This window comes from Pseudoalteromonas sp. CH_XMU1449-3 (assembly GCF_037027245.1).
Classification (GTDB): Bacteria; Pseudomonadota; Gammaproteobacteria; order Enterobacterales; family Alteromonadaceae; genus Pseudoalteromonas; species Pseudoalteromonas shioyasakiensis.
The window spans coordinates 1-20,960 of sequence record NZ_JAYMDY010000027.1 but is presented as its reverse complement, the minus strand read 5'-3'; the positions used below and the strand labels follow the sequence as shown (position 1 = coordinate 20,960).

Here is a 20,960-nt window from a genome sequence, read left to right as displayed (position 1 = left end):
GATGGACAGGCACTCAATATGGCAAATGAGCAATTATAAAGGACAGTCACTGTAAATGCATTTCAGAGGACAGGCACTACTTTTGTGATGTCATCAGCTTTTGAAGAGTTTGACCCTAGTTGCCTCCACGCTTCATATTGCTCATTTTCATGCCACGTAATACCTATGTACTCTTGCCAATTCTCGAAGTCTTTAGTGCGATACTTTTCAACCCCACAGCCACCAGCACCAAAAGCAGTGCGGCAAATTTTTACAGTCAGATAAGTACCATCAAAATTCAGTTGTGATTGTTTATCAGTGCAAACACTTAGAGGACGAGTGGGAAATGTGAGAATTACTTTTGTTTTTATGGTGCCATCATGATTGAAGACACCAGTGAGGGAATGACATGAGTTTAAGTAGAACCTGTGGGCACCAATAGTAAGGTCTGGTAACTTATTTTGAGTAAAATTAGATAGTTTCGGTTTCTCACCGCAAGCAGCCACCAGTGAAACCATAGTAAAGCACATGATTTTTAAGGAGTATTTATAAATTAAGGTGACCTCACTAAAACATGGCTAACACTTAAATTACTGGTTAAGCCCTAACTCCATAAATAAACTTTGTGGATTTTCACTGTAGTTACCAAACGGACCACAACGATTGAAACCTAAGTTTTCGTATAGGCTAATAGATTCTGTTTGCTTAGGACCTGTTTCTAATCGAATTAGTGGAATTTGCTGCTCACCAGCGTGATGCAATAATATTTGCATAATTCGACGTGACAAACCTTTACCACGGTAACTTGGTTTTACATATAGACGGCGGATTTCACCGTATGGAGGGTTGCCTTCTTGCATCACGATTGCGCCACATGCAACGATACCATCTTCATTTCTTAAGCCTATAGCATATACATTAGGCTCAGCTAACTCTTCAACACTTAAAGATTGGGCGGTAGCAACAGGGTATAATGAGTTTATGAGTCGGTCTATATCAGAAAACACGTTTACTACTTCAGGATCATGTGGATTTAAATCGACTAACTGCATAAAACTCCCATTTTTATATGTCGGTTTTGTTAATGATGTTAACAATAATATCGGATATTAGTCTGATCCTCTACTCTTGTTTTCAATATTCATTTTTATAGGTACTGTTCAGACCGCCATACTATCGCTTAGTTCAACGGTATGTAACTGAAAAAACGCCCAGTTGATAAAAATTAAAGTCCAACCTACACCACCCTATTTAGGATTAATGCTTTCTGCTGACAAATTTTAACAAGGCAGTCACTTAAAAATAAAAGCCTTAGAGTTGAAATGAAATTCATCTTATTTTCAGTTGAAAATGACTTCGCAGAACCACTTATTTAGAAAGTACTGATTTATTCTTAAATTTTGGGACCTATTTCAATATGTATGAGAACCTCTAGACATACTAAAGCGGTGAACTTAAATCCTCCTTACAAAAATCACATAGAAATTAGCTAGCAAACAATAATCGACTATTAGTACAGTTACTTCGTCGCCTGCGAGCAGTTTTACTACAATAATTTTCAATTGCACCTACTCGACCTACAGCTCCATGAAATAAGTTTTCAAAGTGGGTTGTTAGTGTTAACCATTTTTCCGGTTCGAAATTCAGCCTTTCAAGAATAGAAGGTAAATGATGTTCTATAAATCCGGGCTTATTAGTACAAATACAACGCCCAGTTTGCTCTACCAGTAGCAGGTATGACTTTAACTCAAAAGGTATTCCCTTTGACTTATACCTACTCATACCACCAATAAAACGAGCTAGTACCTTAGGTTGCTTTGACTCCTTCGCGCTTTCGCATCGCTTTTTAAAACTGGTATAGTTCGATTGCTCCGGCGTGCTCGCAGCTTTAGCACGAACAGGGTTTAAGTCAACATAGGCCATACATGCTAAAAGCGCCGACTCATCAAGTAATGCTTGGCTCTTAAATCGCCCTTCCCAAAAGTGACCTGTACACTCGTCTTCTTTATTCGCACGCCTGGCTATATATTCATTAAGCATTCGCATAAACCAACTAATGCTCGAAAGGCGCGTCCTATATTCTGCAACTTCTTTATTTAAGAATACTTTCTGACCATCACTTAGCGGCTCACCATAGAGAAACTTTTGGCCTAAAGGGGTCATTTTACTGAGCTTAAACCAGCGTAAAAGAATGGCTTTATCCGATAACCTATTTGCTTTTTTATCATCAACATAAAGAACAAGATGCGTATGATTGCTCATCACCGCATAAGCACATACATCAATACAAAATACCTTCGCAAGAAAAAGTAGGCGCTCTTCAACCCATCCTCTGCGGTGTTCATATGATTTACCAGTGAGTACGTCTTCTCCACAAAGGTATGCGCGTCTGACGCAACGAGATACACAATGATAAAATTTGGTGTTCGACAAACAGATTTGCCGCTTCCTTGCTAAAGCCATCGTCCACTCCTTGAACTGATAATTTGAAATGCATTAGCTGTAACTAAAGTGTAGACAAAAACTTTTGTACTGCAAGAGCACTTAAATTTAGTGACTGTCCATTTAAATTTATTCCTTTTGAATACAGCTAAGGCCTAGGCTTAAAGTGACTGTCCACGTAAAGAGTTAAACACTTTGTTACGGAAAAAAGCTGTTCAAATATCGTTAAATCCATATACTGCAAACAACAAGAAAAAAGATGAGGTTTTCTCGTGCAGTTCACTCAAGGTATGGAATACTTCTTTTCTGGCTTTAAATTAATTAGCCAAAAGGGGTTGAAACGTTTTGTACTTATTCCTTTATTAATCAATATCCTGCTTTTTGGTAGTTCGCTGTTCTTTTTATATGGCTGGCTTACCGATGGCTTCGCTTACATGAACTCGTTGTTACCCGAATGGCTTAGCTGGCTTGAATGGCTAATGTGGCCGATTGCCGTGCTGGTGATTTTATTTAGTTACAGCATGCTCTTCACGGTTATCACTAATTTTATAGCAGCCCCATTCAACGGCCTACTCAGTGAAAAAGTCGAGCTTTACTTAACTGGGCAAAAAATTAATGACGATAGCCTTTTCGATACAATGAAAGATGTGCCACGTATGCTCGGCCGAGAATGGACAAAACTGTGCTATTACCTACCGCGAGCTATAGGCTTTTTTATTTTGTTGTGGATTTTACCTGTGATCGGGCAAGTTTTATGGGTGTTATTCACCTGTTGGATGTATGCGGTGCAATACGAAGACTACGCATTCGATAACCATAAAATTAGCTTTAATGAAATGAAAGACGACTTAAAGCAAAAGCAAACACTTTCTTATGGTTTTGGATTAGCGGTAATGATTTTAACAGCTATCCCATTCGTAAACCTAATTGTTATGCCCGTTGCTGTTTGCGGTGGCACACGATTATGGGTCGATAATTACCGTAGTAAATACCGTTAAAATTTAGGTTTTCAGATACCTAATAAAAAGGCCAATAGGGTGAGCTATTGGCCTTTTTAATTTCAAACTAAGGTTAACTATAGAGGCTTTGTGGCACCTTAGTTACATTTAAATGTACGGTGACTTCTTCACGGTCATGATATAAATGTTTGGCTTGTAATTCGTAACTTACACCATACTTTTCAAGCTCTTCTTTAATCATTTTTAAACACTCATAAACACTATCAAAACGTTTTTTCATCGGTAATTTAAGATTAAATATAAGCTCTTTAGCGTAGGCGTTTACCGCCCAATCTATCATAAGGTTGGTCACTTTAGCCGGCTTTTCTACCATGTCACACACTAACCATTGAATATTGCGCTTTTCAGGGCGGTATTTAAAACCATCAACTCTAAAGTGCTTTACCTGACCAGTTTCCATCAAGTCATCATTCATAGGGCCGTTATCGATTGCGCTTACAAACATTCCACGGCGCACCAGCTGATAAGTCCAACCACCAGGGCAAGCACCTAAATCAACCCCTCGCATGCCAGGTTGCATACGCTCTTCAGCTTCATGAGGTGGAATAAATACGTTAAAGGCTTCATCAAGTTTCAACGTTGAGCGGCTTGGCGCATCATTAGGCATACGTAAACGCGGAATACCCATAAAGAATGGCGAATTATTAAATGTGTATGAGTAGCCAACATAAGCACTGTCGTTTGCTAAAAATAACACATGCATAACTGGTTTTTTCTCGGCAAGCTCGCGTGTTACCTTCGAGCGCTTTTCAAGCGACTTTTTCAGTGGCGTCGAAATCTTCTTGCAGAACTTACTCAGCTCTTTACCTTCGTTGGTATCTGGCGTTTCTACGCGTAGGTCACCACATTCAGGAAACTCAGCGGCAGCATCAACAATGGCACTTACACGGTCTTCAAGTGGCATGTTATCGACTAAGGTGCCAGTAAACCATTGGCGAGCAAATACCATATTCTTGAAATCTACTTTTTTGATGATTTCTTCACCGTGGCTTGCATCAAAACATTCGTAAACAACAATACCTGTATTTGGTTTTGTTTTTACGTAACCTGCAAAGCCTTGTTCAGCAGCTTGAAAAGTAATTTCAGCAGCGGCATCATTTTCAAAACCACTGCGACAATAAATAACTACACTCGACATAGATAACCCTTAAAACTTATATCGTGCTGCCTGAACTAACAAAATAGCCCAACCAATAATAAAACAAACACCGCCAATTGGGGTGATAGGCCCAAGCCACTTCATGCCCGTTAGTGCGAGTAAATACAAACTACCGCTAAATAACACGGTACCTGCGATAAAAAATCCACCAGCCCAGCTTAAGTTCATGCCCCACTTAATTAAGATAGCAATTGCTATCAATGCAAGGCCATGCACCATTTGGTATTCAGCAGCGGTTTTAAAAATTCCAATCGCATACTCAGAAACACGGCTTTTTAAACCATGAGCAGCAAATGCGCCAAGCATTACCGAAAGCATGCAAAATAAGCTACCAATCATTAAATATAGTTTGATCATTGCGCATCTCCAGCCACTAAATTCATAATAAACTGCGCTGCATAATCTGCAGCTTGCTGTAAGTTTTCTTGCTCTGTAAGGCCACTTTTTTTACGTGGTTTTAATGAGTGGTCACCATCTTTGAGAAATTTAATCTCTGGCGGATTAACCATTTCAAGCTCAGCAAGTTCTTGCTGATTCCCAAACGTATCACGCTCACCTTGCAGGACTAAAAAAGGGCATGGCATATCAACAAAATGGTCTATGCGAAGTTTTTCGGGTTTACCCGGTGGGTGAAACGGATAGCCAAAAGCAACCACGCCAGAAATTTGAGCTTGGTCCTGCTCGGTACAGAGCATAGAAGCCATACGCCCCCCCATAGATTTACCCCCAATAAATAGCGGCAATTCTGGCTGGCGCTCCGCTAAAACTTCACTAAAGTAGGCAAGCAGCTTAGGGGCACGCTCGGGTGGCCTACGCTTGCCTGTTTCTTTTGCAATTTGCATATACTGAAAATCAAACAAAGCTACATCAATCCCATGCTGACTAGTCAAGTTAGCCATTGTTTGCATAAACTCAGAATCACTGCCTGCCCCTGCACCATGGGCAAATATAAATTGTGCACGCGCCTTGCCCGTTGCACTTTTAAACCACTGTAACATGTTAATACTCTTGTTCTTGTTCAACTAAGCTCAGCATCCAGTCTTTGAAAGAGACTATTTTGCCAAGCTCTGTTTGCGATTCGCGGATCACTAAATAGTAAGCATTTTTACTTTCTAATGAGTGACTAAATGGAATGACGAGTCGGCCCGCATCAATATCAGGTTTTGCTAAAACGCTATTACCAATTGCAACCCCTTGCCCATGCACCGCGGCTTGCAATACCATCGATGAGTGACTAAAAATCGGCCCTTGGTTAACTTGTACATTACGTACACCTGCCGTTTTCATCCACGTTTTCCAATTTTTACGGGTGGTATCATGCAATAAGGTATGATTTGCTAAATCACTGGGCTGATTAAGCGGCTTAGGGCCCGTTAACAACAATGGGCTACATAAAGGCACTAGGTATTCAGTGTGCAGCTTATATGTCTGCACCCCGCTCCAGTGACCACGGCCGTAGTAAATAGCAATATCTACATCGTCAGAAAGTGAATTTTCATCCTGATCTTGCGCCTTAATTCGCACGTCGATTTCTGGGTGTAATTCATTAAATAAACTAAGTCTGGGTACTAACCATTGAATCGCAAAGCTTGGCGTTAAACTTACCGTGAGTGACCCTTTCGCACCTCGGGCAAGTAGTTTTTCTGTGGCATCGATCAGCTGGGTAAAAATTTCTTTAATATCTAAAAAGTAGCCTTGCCCTTCTTCGGTTAACAGCAAAGAACGATTTTTACGTAAAAACAGCTTTAAACCTAAATGCTCTTCAAGGGTTTTAATTTGGTGGCTCACTGCGGCCTGCGTTACATATAGCTCTTCTGCTGCTTTGGTAAAGCTCAAATGACGGGCAGCGGCTTCGAATGCTTTTAGTGCATTTAAAGGAGGTAAACGACGAGACATAATCACCAAACTTAGAATTAGTTTTTCTTATGCGTCGATTATAGCGATACAAATAAAAAAAGGCGACCATGGTCGCCTTTTTCATACTTAAATACTTATAAATCGCTTGCGCTGGTATCGAGTGGTGCAAAGCTTTTAACTAAGTCATCAACCGCTTTCATTTGCGATAAATAACCTTCTAGCTTGCTTAGTGCTAGTGCACATGGACCATCACATTTCGCTTCATTCGGATTAGGATGCGCTTCAATGAATAAACCCGCAATACCTAATGCCATACCACTGCGAGCAAGTTCTGCAGCTTGCGCACGGCGACCATCCGCAGAGTCAGCTCGGCCACCTGGGCGTTGTAATGCGTGTGTTGCATCAAAGATTACCGGCGCCATAGGCTTCATGTCATCCATACCAAGCATATCAACCACAAGGTTGTTATAACCAAAACTAGTACCACGCTCACACAGTGCAACATTGTTGTTGCCCGCTTCATTAAACTTCTTAATGATATGACGCATTTCGTGTGGTGCTAAAAACTGTGGTTTTTTCACGTTGATGATGGCACCAGTTTTTGCCATAGCAACAACTAGGTCAGTTTGACGAGCTAGGAATGCAGGTAACTGAATTACATCAACCACTTCTGCTACAGGAGCAGCTTGATGCGGCTCATGTACGTCAGTGATCAGTGGCACATTAAAAGTAGATTTAATTTCTTCAAAGATTTTTAAACCTTCTTCCATGCCCGGGCCACGGTATGAGTTAATTGAAGAGCGGTTTGCTTTATCAAAAGATGCTTTAAAAACGTATGGAATGTTTAGCTTTGATGTTACTTCTACGTAATGCTCCGCAATACGCATCGCTAAATCACGTGATTCAAGTACATTCATGCCGCCAAACAATACAAATGGTTTTTCGTTGGCTAATTCAATCTCGTTAATTTTAATTAACTGGTTGTTCATTTCTATTCCTTAAGGTGCAACAGCTTGTAGCATTAGTCCACAAATATAAGCCATGTAGGTACCAACACCATAGCCTAAAACAGCAAGTAAAACACCTACTGGCGCAAGCGATGGGTGGAAAGCTGATGCAACAACAGGTGCTGATGCCGCGCCGCCTACATTGGCTTGAGAGCCTACTGCCATGTAAAACAGTGGTGCTTTAATTAGTTTCGCCACAATAAGCATTAAGCTTGCATGGGTAATCATCCAAATCACACCCAGTACAAAGTACATAGGTGAATCAAAAATCGCGGTAATATTCATGTGTAAGCCAATTGAAGCAACAAGAATATATAAAAAGCTTGATGCTACTTTTGACGCGCCAAAAGCTTCAATATGGCGAACTTTAGTAAACGATAAACTAATACCAATTGTGGTAGAGATAACGATTAACCAAAAGAATTTACTGTTTAAACTATACTCTTGTGCCCATGGGAAGTTAGCCCCAAAAAACGGGCCTAAAAAGTCAGCACAAAAATGTGCAAGGCCTGTAATACCAAAGGCAATTGCAATAATCGTCATGTAATCATTTAAGGTAGGCATACGCGCATGCTCAGCGTGATACTTTTCTACGCGCTCTTTTAAATCTTCAATTGCACGCGTATCCGCGCCTGTTTTAGCATCAATCGCCTTATGGTTTGCTGCCATTAATAACAGTACGGCCATCCATAAGTTAGCCACAATTACATCAACAGTCACCATTGCAGAGAAGATATCGCCGCCTACTTCAAACATTTCTTTCATTGAAGCTTGGTTTGCACCGCCACCAATCCAGCTACCGGCAATGGTCGTCATACCACGCCAAACAGCATCAGGGCCATGACCACCCACAGCCTCTGGGTAAACAGCACTCATAACTAAGATAGCCAGTGGGCCACCGATAACAATACCCATGGTGCCTGTTAAAAACATGATTAATGCTTTTGGCCCAAGGTTTAAGATCGCTTTTAAATCAATACTAATGGTAAGCAATATTAAGCAAGCTGGCAGTAAATAGCGCGACGCCACAAAATATACATTTGAAGAATGACCATCAACAATCCCAAAGGTATTGAGTAGTGATGGTAAAAAGTAGCAAAGCAATAATGCCGGTACATATTTATAAAATTTTTGGCAGGCAGCATTATTACTGTGTGAGGTCTTAAAAATAAACCCCAAAATAACGGCAAGCAAACCAAGTACGACTGCGTCATTGGTAATTAGCGCACTGTGGGCGTCAGTCATAAATGTTCCTTTAAATTAGTGGTGTGTATTATTGTTGTCTTCTATTTCAGCAATTTGATGCTGAATAACTTCGATAGCAGGATCATCTGGGCACTCATTAACAAAGTACTGCAAGTCATCACGTGCCATTTTTGGGCAATCTAGCTGGTTAAGTAAATAGCCGCGGTCACGACGCTCATACGGGTCATCACCAAGTAATTCCATCAGCATTTCAACACAATGCAACGCATGGCCAAATTTACTTTCGCTGATAAACGACCATTTTTGTTGAGCTAGATAGAGCTTGTAAAGTTCTTCTTCAAAAATCAGTTCAAGCGGTTCTTGCTCATCGCCATTTTCTTCACAGGCATTCTCTGGTGTTATATACCAGCTCTGCTGACCTGTGCTTGGCTCAATTAAATAACCTTCTTCATCACTCATCCCAACGTGAACGTGCACGTCTCCCTGACTAAGCGTGACTGTGGCGTCTAGTTCAGCATGCTGTAATAAATGACAGAGTAAAATTGCCAGCGTGGTTTGTGTGCCACTGCGCATGGTAATGGTGTAGCTAAAACTATTTAACGTATACTCAGGCACTTTTAAGCTTGATGAGCTAAACAGCCATTGCTGATAAAAGGTATCAAGTAACTTATCGAGACGCTCATGTGGCTCTTTTAATTCAGCGCAAAGAGCTGTTACCGTATTTTCAAGCTCATTAAGGGTGTCATAACAGGCTGTTAAATCAGCTTGTTGATCCCACTTTAATTCGGCGTCGATACAACGATAAAGCACTTTAGAAGAAAATGCGTCAAAGGCCTCATCTTGATAGGATTCATTTTGATCTTCAAACCAAGGGGTGGTCATTTATACTGCTACATCTCTTTCAAAAACGAACAGCTAGTTTACCTACTTTTGCCCTAAGTTACCAATACTGAGCGATGAGATATAAAAAAGCGGTACAACAGCCAATGCCATCAAATACCGCCTAGAGATTAGTTATAAAAGAAGTGCTGTTTTTGCAGATGCTAAATAACCAATTGCTAATAAAATAAGCGTGGTTATAGCAAGTAATACAACCTTCGCGCCTTGTGCGCTTTGCTTAGCTGCAACAATACCTAGCACAATATAAGCAACCACTAAGATTATCTTTTCTAATAACCAAGATTGTTCAAGTGGGTTAAAACCTGCCATTACAATCAATGCCACGGCAGAAACAAGTAATAAGGTGTCGATACTGTGGCTGCCAATAAACACTACTTTATTTTTTGCCAGAGCGCCCGTCTTTAAGCGTGAAAAAGAACGAACGTAAAATAAGATAATACTCAACACGGCAAATAACATGTGAGTATGTTTTACTGCTAAATAATCCATATGCCCCTAATTTTATTTTAATTAATCTGGATAACGTACAAGTACGTCTTCAATTTCTTTAACACGCTGATTAAACACTTCGATTAGCTTAGGATCAAATTGTTTACCCTGTTGCGCATTAATTTCTTTAACTACATCGTCAAGTGACCACGGCTCTTTATAACAGCGCTTATGGCGCAGTGCATCAAACACATCAGCTAAAGCGACAATGCGACCTGCAATTGGAATGTCATCACCTTTTAGACCTTTCGGATAGCCTGAACCATCCCAACGCTCATGGTGCGATAACGCAATAATCGCCCCTGTATTAACAATGTCACGATTTGAGTCTTTTAAAATTAAATGACCTTTTTCAGCATGTTGCTGCATGATAGCCCACTCTTCATCAGTCAGTGGCCCAGGCTTATTTAAGATAGCATCAGGAATACCTACTTTACCTACATCATGCAGTGGTGCTGCTAAGCGAATAAGCTCTGCTTCGCGTTTTGATAGACCATAGCCCATGGCAAGTTCATAACAAATGTGCGATACACGTTTTACATGGTTACCGGTTTCTGTTGAACGTTGCTCTAAAGCTTCACTAAGCCTAAATACTAACTCTTGCTGTGTTGCTTCAATTTCAGATTGTAGCTGCACATTTTCATACGCCAGCTGTACATTTTGCGAGAAAATTTCAATCAAATGGCGCTGAGTGTCGGTTAAATGTTTCGGGATACCAGAAATAAATAGCATCGAGTTGTGATTACATTCACTACAACAATAAGCAAATAAATAGTTTTCACGGTAGACGATGGTTTTTTCACTCAAGGCTTGCTGACAGGCTTGTAATTGCTCCTCATCAAGCACTTCTTCAATCGCCTTGCCTTCACTGCGTTCAAACTCACCTCGCCCTGAAAACACGACTAGCTTCTTTTGGTTATCTTGCGGGTTACTGGCAACTAAACTTGTTGCGTACATGGCTTGATCAACAGTACCTAGCAATGAGGTAAGTTGTTGCATTACCCCTTCAATAAAGCTCTCAAGTGAATGAGTCGAAAAAATATCACGCGATGCTTTAATAATTTTTTCGAGGCCTTGGCGAGATTGCTCAATCGATAAAATGTCACGGTAAGAACGTAAGCTCGACATCACCACAGTGAATAGTTTTTGTGCGGTTAGTTCAGTTTTTGATTTGTAATCATTGATATCGTAATTAACGATAACTTGGCGCTCTGGCGCTTGCCCAGGCTGACCTGTACGAAGAATGATACGAATGTGATTATTTTTTGCGGTTTCGCGAATAAACTTAGCGACTTTGAGGCCTGCATCGTCGGTTTCCATAACCACATCGAGTAGTACGATAGCCGCATCTGGATGCTGTTGAATTACCTGCTTGGCTTCTTCACCCGAATAGGCGCTGATAAACTCTAAACGTTTATCTTGAAATTCAAAGTCACTCAACGCAAGCTTTGTTACGGCATGTACTTCTGGCTCGTCATCTACGACGATGACTTTCCAACTACCCTGAACCACCTCATTTACTTCATCAAGTGCTTCATCCGAAAACAAAAAATCATCCATTCTATGGGATCCTCAAAGGCTATGTACGCACAGTGCACTTCATTGTTATTTAGGCCATTGTGCTAACGTTACACGGTCATTACCGCCAAGATCTTTAATTGTAAGTATATGGCTATACGACATTTGTGCAAAAAATTCTTGTACCTTCACACTTTGTTTGTAGCCATGTTCAATTAAAAGATAGCCATTTGTTGCTAAATAGTCACGTGCGATAGTAATAATTTGTTTAATATCAGCCATACCGTCGTCATCTGCAACTAATGCAGAGAGCGGTTCAAAGCGAACATCACCTTGGCTTAAATGCTCATCATCATGTTCAATATACGGAGGATTGCTAACAATTAGGTCAAACTTTTGTGTACTTACTGCACTAAACCAATTGCTCAACGCAAAAGTAGCGTTGTTAATATTGAGTCGTTGTTTGTTCTCTTGGGCAAGCTCAACTGCATCAGCCACTCTATCAACCCCTGTCACCTGCCAATTAGGCATTTCACTAGCTAATGCCAAGGCAATTGCCCCTGTGCCAGTGCCTAAATCAAGCACGTTTGCAGCAGTAGGAAGCTCAAGGCCTAAAGCATATTCAACTAATGTTTCGGTATCAGGTCTTGGGATCAGAGTTGTTGGATTAACCTTTAAAGGAAGACTCCAAAATTCACGGAAACCAACAATGTGAGCAACTGGTTCACCATTTAAACGACGCTGACATGCTTGTTCAAAATCACGTTGTTGCTGTTCGGTAAGTTGTTTTTCGGGCCAGGTAAATAAGTAGCTACGAGGTTTATCAAGAATGGACAATAACAGGACTTGTGCGTCTAACTTAGCACTGTCGCTGCTAGGCGTTAACAACGCCGTTGCAGCAACAATTGCTTGTTCAATGCTTTGTGGCACGATTATTCATCGCCCATCGCAGCAAGTAAGTCAGCTTGGTGTTCTTGCATTAGAGGTTCGATAACACTTCCTAAATCACCGGCAACCACTTCATTCAAACGATAAAGTGTTAAGTTAATACGGTGATCGGTAATACGACCTTGCGGGTAGTTATAAGTACGAATACGCTCAGAGCGGTCACCACTACCTACTAGGTTACGACGTTCTGACGCTTCAGCCGCTTGACGCTTTTCATCTTCAGCCTGTTGTAAACGTGCACCTAGTACAGACATCGCTTTGGCACGGTTTTTATGCTGTGAACGCTCATCCTGACACTCTACAACCACACCCGTTGGAATGTGTGTAATACGGATTGCTGAGTCAGTTTTATTTACGTGCTGACCACCGGCACCTGATGCACGGAAGGTATCGACTTTAATATCTGCAGGGTTAATCTCAATTGCTTCCGCTTCAGGAATTTCTGCCATAACGGCTACAGTACAAGCTGAGGTATGAACACGGCCTTGCGACTCAGTCTCTGGTACACGTTGTACGCGGTGCGCACCTGATTCAAACTTAAGCTGACCATACACGCCTTCGCCGGAGATATGCGCAATGACTTCTTTATAACCGCCGTGCTCACCTTCGTTAGTACTTACTACTTCTACTTTCCACTTTTTAGTTTCAGCGTAGCGGCTGTACATACGGAATAAATCACCTGCGAAAATAGCAGCTTCATCACCACCAGTACCGGCACGAACCTCTAAATAAACGTTATTATTGTCTTTAGGGTCTTTTGGTAACATTAGAATTTGGATTTCATCTTCTAATGCAATAATTTGTGCTTTTGCTTCTTTATATTCTTCTTGCGCCATTTCACGCATATCAGGATCAGAGTCTTTTAACATTTCTTCTGCTGTAGCAACATCATCTTGCGCTTGTTGGTAAGCTAAAAATGCTTTTACGATTTCTTCTAATTCTGAGTATTCTTTAGATAAGGCACGAAAGCGATTTTGGTCGCTGATCACAGAGGGGTCGCTTAGTAGCGCTTGCACTTCCTCATAACGCTCAACTAAGGTTTCTAATTTTCTATAAACAGACTCTTTCATTTAACGACTATTCCTGATCAATACCTAACATTTTCTTTAATTGGCTTAACTCCGCTGCTTCACCTTTTTTAGCAGCATCTTGAATGGCACGGGTAGGTGCGTGCATCAAGCGGTTGGTCAGTTTGTTTGCCAACTCGAGTATTACTTTTTCTGCCTCTTTACCTGCTTGTAGCTGGCCAAGAGCTTTTTCGACAAGTTCTGACTTTATATCTTGTACATCGTTGCGATAATGGCGAATAAGATCCACCGAATCGAGTGAACGCAACCACATAGCAAATTCATCGGTACGTGAGCGAATAATAGCTTGCGCTTGCTCCGCAGCCTGCTCACGGGCGGCGATATTCTCGCTTACTATGGCTTGTAAGTCATCAACTGAATACAAATAGGCAGCATCTAATTCGCCTACTTGGCTTTCGATATCACGCGGTACCGCAATATCGATAAATAACATTGGTTTGTGGCGGCGCTTTTTCAGCGCCTGCTCTACCACCCCTTTACCAATAATAGGCAAGGTACTGGCGGTTGAACTAATAACAATATCGGCGTCGTGTAAACGCTCAGGTAACTGGGCAAGCGCAATCACATCGGCGTTAACCTCACTGGCTAACGTTTTAGCGCGTTCAATAGTACGGTTTGCCACCGTGATTTTTTGCGGATCGTTTTGGTATAAGTGCTTAGCAACTAATTCAATCGTCTCACCTGCACCAATTAGCAGTACATTGGTTTTATCTAGTTTGCCGTAAATATGTTTCGCAAGATTAACCGCAGCATAAGCAACCGATACGGCGCTAGCACCAATGTCAGTTTCGGTACGAACTTGTTTTGCCACAGAAAATGTTTTTTGAAACAAGCGGTCAAAGGTTACACCAATGGCATCGTGAGTTTTTGCATTATGGTAGGCTTGTTTTATTTGCCCTAAAATTTGCGGCTCGCCAAGTACTAACGAATCTAGACCACAAGACACCCGCATTAAGTGATTAATTGCTTCGTGATCTTCATGGTAATAGATATTGTTGCTCAGTTCTTGTTCATCCAAACCATGGAAACTGGCTAACCAGTGCAACAAGGTTTGGGAATTACGCTCGGCAAGGCTACAATAGATTTCAGTTCGGTTGCAGGTCGAAACAATAACCGCTTCATTAAAATGCGCATGACCACTTAATTGCTGTAACGCCTCAGACATTTGCTCAGGCGAAAACGCGACTTTTTCGCGTAATTCTACGGATGCGGTTTTGTGATTTATACCAAGTGCTACGATGGTCATATGTACCAAATATTGCTAAGCCCAGCTGTAAAGGCATTAATTTTACCAAAAATCAGCGGAATATGGAAAGTAAGGAACGACATTTGATTAAACAATATTTGATTTTATTCATGTTTTTTTTATTTATCGGCGGTTGTGCGCAAAAAATTTCAACAGTTGATTACATTTATCCTGACTGGAAAAGCCGATTAGAACAACAAGCTCAATGGCAAGTGCAAGGCAAAATGGCATTTATTAGTACAGAGCAGCGCCAGTCAGCCAATTTAAATTGGCAACATGATGAGCAATACAGTGACATGGTACTTACCAGTTTTATTGGTACCCGCATTTTGTCTTTAAAACAAAATGCACAAGGTGCTGAACTTGAGTATGACGACAATGTTTATACCGACCGTGATGCCTCAATGTTGTTATATCGTTTAACCGGTTTTTCAATCCCATTGGATAATGCCGCAAAATGGCTAAAAGGCACCGTCGAAAACGACCAAGCAAGCTATGATGAGCAAGGCCGTTTAAAAAGTCTTATTTGGCAAGCAAACAATGGCCAACAGTGGCAAATTAGCTATTCAGATTACATCAAACAAGATGGTTATTGGCTTCCTGTTAAGCTAAGCCTTAAAAACAATAAAATTCGTATTAAAATTCAACTTAATGATTGGCAGTTAAATTAATCATGACACACGCTTCAACCGCCCCGCTAACTTTAATAGCACCTGCAAAACTTAATTTATTCCTTCATATAAATGGTCGCCGTGAAGATGGCTACCATGAACTCGAAACCTTATTTACCTTTTTAGAGTTTGGTGATGACTTAACTTTTACGGTTAGTAACGAGCCAGATATTTCTGTAATTGGTGATACAAACGGTATTGAGCTTACAGATAACCTTATATATAAAGCAGCCCGTTTATTACAACAACACTGTAATTGCCAACAAGGCGCTTCAATAAAGCTATTAAAACGTTTGCCAATGGGCGGTGGTGTAGGCGGCGGCTCATCTGATGCCGCCACTACCCTACTTGCTCTTAATAAACTATGGGGCTGTGATTTATCACTTACAGAATTAGCAAAGCTTGGGGTGAAATTAGGCGCTGATGTACCAGTATTTATAAATGGTCACACTGCCATTGCACATGGGATTGGCGAGCAACTAGAAAATATTGAATTACCGCAAAGTTGGTTCTGTGTGGTGCATCCAGGGCAGCATGTGAGCACCGCAAAAATTTTTACCCACCCAGATTTAAAGCGCGACACGCCTAAGCTAAAAGCAGACTGGCAAACAGAAAATTTAGGCAATGATTGTGAGGCTTTAGTTAAAAAGCTCTGCCCCGAGGTTGAAAAAGCCCTGCAGTGGTTGCTAAAATACGCCCCGTCAAAGATGACTGGTACAGGCGCTTGCTGCTTTGCTGAGTTTTCAACCGAGGCACAAGCACAACAAGTTTTAGCTCAATTACCAGAAAAATGGACAGGTTTTGTTGCAAGTAGTGCTACACTTTCTCCTGCTCATACAGCATTAAATGCTCACTTTGAAATGAAGTAACGTACAAGTAAATGTTAACCTGCTTTGGTGCCTACCATAGCCTGTTAGTCCCAAAATTCAGTGCCTGAGGAACCCTACCGTGCCTGACATGAAGCTCTTCGCTGGTAACGCAACACCTGAGCTAGCTCAAAAAGTTGCAAAACGTTTGTATATTGAATTAGGCGATGCTGTTGTTGGCCGTTTTAGTGACGGTGAGATCAGTGTTCAAATTAATGAAAATGTTCGTGGCTCTGACGTTTTCATTGTCCAATCAACCTGTAACCCTACTAACGATAACTTAATGGAGCTTATCGTTATGGTTGATGCCCTACGTCGTGCGTCTGCTGGACGTATTACTGCCGTTATCCCTTACTTTGGTTATTCACGTCAAGACCGCCGCGTGCGTTCTGCTCGTGTACCAATTACAGCTAAAGTAGTTGCAGATTTCCTTTCAAGTGTTGGTGTTGACCGCGTTCTAACGGTTGATTTACACGCTGAACAAATCCAAGGTTTCTTCGACGTACCAGTTGATAACGTATTTGGTAGCCCAGTTCTACTTGAAGATATGAAAGAACGCGACTTCGATGACGTTGTTGTTGTTTCTCCTGATATCGGTGGTGTTGTTCGTGCTCGTGCAATCGCTAAGCTATTAAACGACACAGACCTTGCAATTATCGACAAGCGTCGTCCACAAGCAAACGTTTCACAAGTAATGCACATTATTGGTGACGTTGAAGGTCGTGACTGTATCATCGTTGATGACATGATCGATACCGGTGGCACTTTATGTAAAGCAGCAGCAGCGCTTAAAGAACACGGTGCAAAACGCGTATTTGCTTACGCTACTCACCCAGTACTTTCAGGTAATGCAGCTGAGAACATTCGTAACTCAGTCATTGACGAAGTTATCGTAACTGACTCAATCACACTATCTGATGAGCTTAAAGCAATTGATAAAATCAAAGTGCTTACACTTGCAGATATGCTTGCTGAAACAATCCGTCGTATCAGCAACGAAGAATCTATTTCAGCGATGTTTGAACACTAATCAACATTACTGCAATACTAAAAAAAGCACCGCTTAGGTGCTTTTTTTGTAGTCGTTATTTATTTTCCCTGAAAGGGGTGGTATGATAGCGCGCCTTTTGGCTGGGGACCTTGGTCGCAAAGGCCCTAAGACTATTAATTATTGGAGACATTATGTCAACTTACACATACAATGCAGAATTACGTACAGAAACAGGTACTGGTGCGAGCCGCCGCCTACGCCGTGAAGATAAAGTTCCTGCAATCCTTTACGGTGCTGACAAAGAAGCTGCATCAATCGTTCTTGCACACAAAGATATGATCAAAGCGCAAGAAGACGAAGGTTTCTACACGCACATCCTTACTTTAAACATCGGTGGCGAGTCAGTTGAAGCTATCCTTAAAGATATTCAACGTCACCCGTACAAGCCTAAGATCACTCACTTAGACTTCCAACGTGTAGATGCTACTCACAAACTTCACACTAAAGTGCCTGTACACTTCATCGGTGAAGAGAAAGTAACTAAAGCTGGTAACACTGTTGTTCACCAATTAACTGAAATCGAAATCACGTGTCTTCCTAAAGCACTTCCTGAGTTCGTTGAAGTTAACGTTTCAGATTTAGTAGCTGGTGATTCAATCCACCTTTCTGACCTTAAACTTCCTTCAGGTGTTGCATCTGTTGAGCTAACTAAAGGCGCTGATCACGATCAGTCAGTTGTTACTGTTAAAGCTAACAAAGCAGCTCCAGCTGAAGAAGAAGCTTCAGAAGACGCTGCAGAATAATTTTTAAGGTGTAAACACCTTGAATTCTATTCAAATGCTTGTGGGCCTGGCTAATCCAGGCCCCGAATACGCAAACACACGCCATAATGCAGGTGCTTGGTTCATCGAAGAACTGGCTGCACGTTATAACTGCACACTCAAACATGATCCTAAATATCACGGCCTCACCGGCAAAGTGATTATTCAAGACCAAGAATTTAAATTACTGATCCCTACAACTTATATGAATTTAAGTGGTAAGGCGGTGAGTAGTCTCGCTAATTTCTTTAAAATCCCTGTTGAGAACATTCTCGTTGCTCATGACGAAATGGACTTAGATCCTGGGATTGCAAAACTTAAAAAAGGTGGCGGCCACGGCGGTCATAATGGTTTAAAAGATATTATTGCGAAAATGGCAAACCAAAAAGATTTCATGCGCCTTCGCATAGGCATTGGTCATCCAGGTCACCGAGAGATGGTAACAGGCTGGGTGCTAGGTAAAGCCGCGAAAGACGATCAAGAAAAAATGGACGCCGCCGTTGACGAAGCAGTTCGTTGTATGGAAATACTTGCAAAAGATGGTGTGTTAAAAGCACAAAACAGACTACATTCATTTAAACCTTAATCCGTTTTAATGAAATTACACAAGGTATCTTACTATGGGTTTTAAATGTGGCATCGTTGGTTTGCCAAACGTTGGTAAATCAACTCTATTTAATGCACTAACTAAAGCGGGTATTGAAGCCGCTAACTTCCCTTTCTGTACCATTGAGCCTAACACGGGTGTGGTACCGGTTCCTGATGCGCGCTTGAATGATTTAGCCGCTATCGTAAATCCTCAGCGTATTTTACCAACGACGATGGAATTCGTTGATATTGCCGGTCTAGTAAAAGGCGCATCGAAAGGTGAAGGTTTAGGTAACCAATTCCTAGCAAACATTCGTGAAACAGATGCGATTGGTCACGTTGTTCGTTGTTTTGAAGACGAAAACATTGTTCACGTTGCTGGCACAATTGACCCTGCTGATGATATCGATGTAATTAACACCGAATTAGTACTTGCTGATATGGACAGTGCTGATAAAGCAATTGTTCGTAATGCTAAAAAAGCAAAAGGCGGCGACAAAGACGCTAAAGAGCAAAATGCTGTTTTAGAAAAAGTAAAAGTACACTTAGATGAAGGTTTAACGTTACGTTCTTTAGAACTAACAAAAGAAGAAAAAGCAGCGATTAAGCCGCTTAACTTCTTAACAATCAAACCTACCATGTATATTGCTAACGTGGCAGAGGATGGTTTTGAAAATAACCCTTACCTAGACAAAGTACGTGAAATTGCCGCTGCAGAAGATGCGGTTGTTATTCCAGTATGTGCAGCGATTGAATCTGAGTTATCTGAACTTGAAGAAGAAGATAAACTAGAATTTATGGCTGACCTAGGTTTAGAAGAACCAGGTCTTAACTTAGTGATCCGTGGTGGTTACGAGTTACTTAAATTACAAACTTACTTCACTGCTGGCGTTAAAGAAGTACGTGCATGGACAATCCCAGTAGGTGCTACTGCACCACAAGCTGCTGGTAAAATCCACACTGACTTTGAGCGTGGCTTTATTCGTGCACAAACTATCGCATTTGACGACTACATTGCGTTTAAAGGCGAAAGCGGTGCTAAAGAAGCGGGTAAGATGCGTCAAGAAGGTAAAGAATACATCGTTAAAGACGGCGATGTGATGAACTTCTTATTTAACGTATAAGCATATTTGCTCATTCGATTATTAAAGGCTCGTTATTACGAGCCTTTTTTATTGCCTAAATATTACTAACCCTTCCCTAAATCATCAAAGCATGGTGGTTAATACTTCTGCAGCCTTACCTCTGCTTGTTCTTTTTAGTTATGTACGGTGTTATTTATGCTTAACAGTGAATCGTCGTCGAAAGCAAATGAGTGATAACAACAGTTAATTAGAGGGGATTTCAAAGCTCGCTAGCAATTTTGTGACCTATTGACTGCTCGATTAGCAAATTGTGGGGATTTTAAAAGTAAAAATAAGCCCCCTTAGTGACAAAATAGCCTATATAAATTCATTCGCTTTCACTTTTTTATGTTTAAATCACCTAAAAGATCACGCTAACTAATTTTGAAACTTGATTTTTGTATGAAAATCAAGCAACTTTAAATGTACGTTTTAAAACTCTTACTATGCGTTTGGGAATTAAACCCATAAATTGCAGTCAAAAAAACAGCAATTTAAATGAAATTTCGCCACTTAGCTTAATTTTAATGCAAACAAACACTGATAAGCATTTTTTTGCAAAAAAGGTGTTGACGGATTTAGGTCATATCAGCATAATACGCCCCGCACTCAGCGATGAAGTGCTAACAAAAAAGATGGCTAAGTAGCTCAGTTGGTTAGAGCACATCACTCATAATGATGGGGTCACAGGTTCAAATCCCGTCTTAGCCACCATTCTTTTTGTTGCTCAATGAAGAGTTTAAAATAACTACCAGTACTTTAAGTACGAATGATGCGGGAGTGGCGGAATTGGTAGACGCGCTGGATTTAGGTTCCAGTAACTTCGGTTGTGAGAGTTCAAGTCTCTCCTTCCGCACCATGTTCTTGATAAGAACTCAAACTATCAAGCTTTTGTTGGGATATCGCCAAGCGGTAAGGCAGCAGGTTTTGATCCTGCCATTCCCAGGTTCAAATCCTGGTATCCCAGCCACGATGGCTAAGTAGCTCAGTTGGTTAGAGCACATCACTCATAATGATGGGGTCACAGGTTCAAATCCCGTC

General features: G+C 41.1%; 22 protein-coding genes and 4 tRNA genes. 11 read left to right on the top strand and 15 right to left on the bottom strand.

What is annotated here, in order from left to right; genetic code table 11:
- Positions 1–62: 62 nt before the first annotated feature.
- The 3 genes from WA256_RS19710 to WA256_RS19700 form a co-directional block, all read right to left on the bottom strand.
- The gene (locus tag WA256_RS19710) at positions 63–497 is read right to left on the bottom strand and encodes a hypothetical protein (protein WP_335993041.1); all 435 of its coding nucleotides are present in this window, start codon (positions 495–497) and stop codon (positions 63–65) included.
- Positions 498–569: 72 nt separating this feature from the next.
- On the bottom strand, positions 570–1,031 hold the full coding sequence (locus WA256_RS19705) for a GNAT family N-acetyltransferase (protein WP_063527385.1): 462 nt from the start codon (positions 1,029–1,031) through the stop codon (positions 570–572).
- 433 nt (positions 1,032–1,464) lie between these two features.
- A complete protein-coding gene (locus tag WA256_RS19700) occupies positions 1,465–2,442 on the bottom strand; it encodes a transposase (protein WP_335993039.1) in 978 nt (325 codons plus the stop codon).
- A gap of 269 nt (positions 2,443–2,711) precedes the next feature.
- On the opposite strand from WA256_RS19700, the gene cysZ reads away from it, so the two are divergent.
- On the top strand, positions 2,712–3,419 hold the full coding sequence (gene cysZ / locus WA256_RS19695) for a sulfate transporter CysZ (RefSeq protein ID WP_220094984.1): 708 nt from the start codon (positions 2,712–2,714) through the stop codon (positions 3,417–3,419).
- A gap of 73 nt (positions 3,420–3,492) precedes the next feature.
- Here the strand turns inward: cysZ and rlmM are convergent, their stop codons facing one another.
- The 12 genes from rlmM to hemA form a co-directional block, all read right to left on the bottom strand.
- Entirely contained in the window at positions 3,493–4,578 is a 1,086-nt protein-coding gene (gene rlmM / locus WA256_RS19690) for a 23S rRNA (cytidine(2498)-2'-O)-methyltransferase RlmM (protein ID WP_130167052.1), read from the bottom strand.
- A gap of 9 nt (positions 4,579–4,587) precedes the next feature.
- Positions 4,588–4,956: a DUF423 domain-containing protein gene (locus tag WA256_RS19685; protein ID WP_054551639.1), complete on the bottom strand. Its 369-nt coding sequence runs from the start codon at positions 4,954–4,956 to the stop codon at positions 4,588–4,590.
- Positions 4,953–5,597 (bottom strand): alpha/beta family hydrolase, encoded by a 645-nt coding sequence (locus WA256_RS19680; protein ID WP_335993036.1) that lies wholly within the window; start codon positions 5,595–5,597, stop codon positions 4,953–4,955. The genes WA256_RS19685 and WA256_RS19680 overlap by 4 nt, the downstream gene beginning before the upstream one ends.
- A 1-nt stretch (position 5,598) precedes the next feature.
- On the bottom strand, positions 5,599–6,495 hold the full coding sequence (locus WA256_RS19675) for a transcriptional regulator GcvA (protein WP_054561808.1): 897 nt from the start codon (positions 6,493–6,495) through the stop codon (positions 5,599–5,601).
- Between the two features lie 95 nt (positions 6,496–6,590).
- Positions 6,591–7,445 carry a 3-deoxy-8-phosphooctulonate synthase gene (gene kdsA, locus WA256_RS19670; RefSeq protein ID WP_274169502.1) on the bottom strand — a complete coding sequence of 285 codons (855 nt, stop codon included), beginning with the start codon at positions 7,443–7,445 and terminating at the stop codon, positions 6,591–6,593.
- A gap of 9 nt (positions 7,446–7,454) precedes the next feature.
- Entirely contained in the window at positions 7,455–8,708 is a 1,254-nt protein-coding gene (locus WA256_RS19665) for a DUF819 family protein (RefSeq protein WP_063528688.1), read from the bottom strand.
- Positions 8,709–8,723: 15 nt separating this feature from the next.
- On the bottom strand, positions 8,724–9,551 hold the full coding sequence (locus WA256_RS19660; protein ID WP_054561811.1) for a tetratricopeptide repeat protein: 828 nt from the start codon (positions 9,549–9,551) through the stop codon (positions 8,724–8,726).
- A gap of 132 nt (positions 9,552–9,683) precedes the next feature.
- A complete protein-coding gene (locus tag WA256_RS19655; protein ID WP_054561812.1) occupies positions 9,684–10,058 on the bottom strand; it encodes a SirB2 family protein in 375 nt (124 codons plus the stop codon).
- Positions 10,059–10,079: 21 nt separating this feature from the next.
- Positions 10,080–11,618, bottom strand: a complete 1,539-nt coding sequence (locus WA256_RS19650) for a response regulator (protein WP_063528691.1) — start codon at positions 11,616–11,618, stop codon at positions 10,080–10,082.
- Between the two features lie 45 nt (positions 11,619–11,663).
- Positions 11,664–12,506 carry a peptide chain release factor N(5)-glutamine methyltransferase gene (prmC, locus tag WA256_RS19645; protein WP_062566200.1) on the bottom strand — a complete coding sequence of 281 codons (843 nt, stop codon included), beginning with the start codon at positions 12,504–12,506 and terminating at the stop codon, positions 11,664–11,666.
- Between the two features lie 2 nt (positions 12,507–12,508).
- A complete protein-coding gene (gene prfA / locus WA256_RS19640; RefSeq protein WP_054551648.1) occupies positions 12,509–13,594 on the bottom strand; it encodes a peptide chain release factor 1 in 1,086 nt (361 codons plus the stop codon).
- A gap of 7 nt (positions 13,595–13,601) precedes the next feature.
- Positions 13,602–14,858, bottom strand: coding sequence for a glutamyl-tRNA reductase (gene hemA / locus WA256_RS19635; RefSeq protein ID WP_063528692.1), 1,257 nt, complete (start codon positions 14,856–14,858; stop codon positions 13,602–13,604).
- A gap of 83 nt (positions 14,859–14,941) precedes the next feature.
- Here hemA and lolB point away from each other — a divergent pair, with 83 nt between their 5' ends.
- The 10 genes from lolB to WA256_RS19585 all read left to right on the top strand — a co-directional run bounded on the left by lolB (position 14,942) and on the right by WA256_RS19585 (position 20,960).
- Positions 14,942–15,529: a lipoprotein insertase outer membrane protein LolB gene (gene lolB, locus WA256_RS19630; protein ID WP_335993028.1), complete on the top strand. Its 588-nt coding sequence runs from the start codon at positions 14,942–14,944 to the stop codon at positions 15,527–15,529.
- Positions 15,530–15,531: 2 nt separating this feature from the next.
- Positions 15,532–16,398 (top strand): 4-(cytidine 5'-diphospho)-2-C-methyl-D-erythritol kinase, encoded by an 867-nt coding sequence (gene ispE, locus WA256_RS19625; RefSeq protein ID WP_335993027.1) that lies wholly within the window; start codon positions 15,532–15,534, stop codon positions 16,396–16,398.
- Positions 16,399–16,477: 79 nt separating this feature from the next.
- The gene (locus WA256_RS19620) at positions 16,478–17,425 is read left to right on the top strand and encodes a ribose-phosphate pyrophosphokinase (RefSeq protein ID WP_054551652.1); all 948 of its coding nucleotides are present in this window, start codon (positions 16,478–16,480) and stop codon (positions 17,423–17,425) included.
- A gap of 152 nt (positions 17,426–17,577) precedes the next feature.
- Positions 17,578–18,189, top strand: coding sequence for a 50S ribosomal protein L25/general stress protein Ctc (locus WA256_RS19615; RefSeq protein ID WP_130167046.1), 612 nt, complete (start codon positions 17,578–17,580; stop codon positions 18,187–18,189).
- A gap of 19 nt (positions 18,190–18,208) precedes the next feature.
- Positions 18,209–18,793 carry an aminoacyl-tRNA hydrolase gene (gene pth, locus WA256_RS19610; protein WP_335993026.1) on the top strand — a complete coding sequence of 195 codons (585 nt, stop codon included), beginning with the start codon at positions 18,209–18,211 and terminating at the stop codon, positions 18,791–18,793.
- Between the two features lie 34 nt (positions 18,794–18,827).
- Entirely contained in the window at positions 18,828–19,919 is a 1,092-nt protein-coding gene (gene ychF / locus WA256_RS19605) for a redox-regulated ATPase YchF (protein ID WP_054551655.1), read from the top strand.
- A gap of 637 nt (positions 19,920–20,556) precedes the next feature.
- Positions 20,557–20,633: transfer RNA gene (locus WA256_RS19600), tRNA-Met, on the top strand.
- 60 nt (positions 20,634–20,693) lie between these two features.
- A tRNA-Leu gene (locus tag WA256_RS19595) sits at positions 20,694–20,778 on the top strand.
- A gap of 36 nt (positions 20,779–20,814) precedes the next feature.
- A tRNA-Gln gene (locus WA256_RS19590) sits at positions 20,815–20,889 on the top strand.
- 12 nt (positions 20,890–20,901) lie between these two features.
- A tRNA-Met gene (locus WA256_RS19585) sits at positions 20,902–20,960 on the top strand.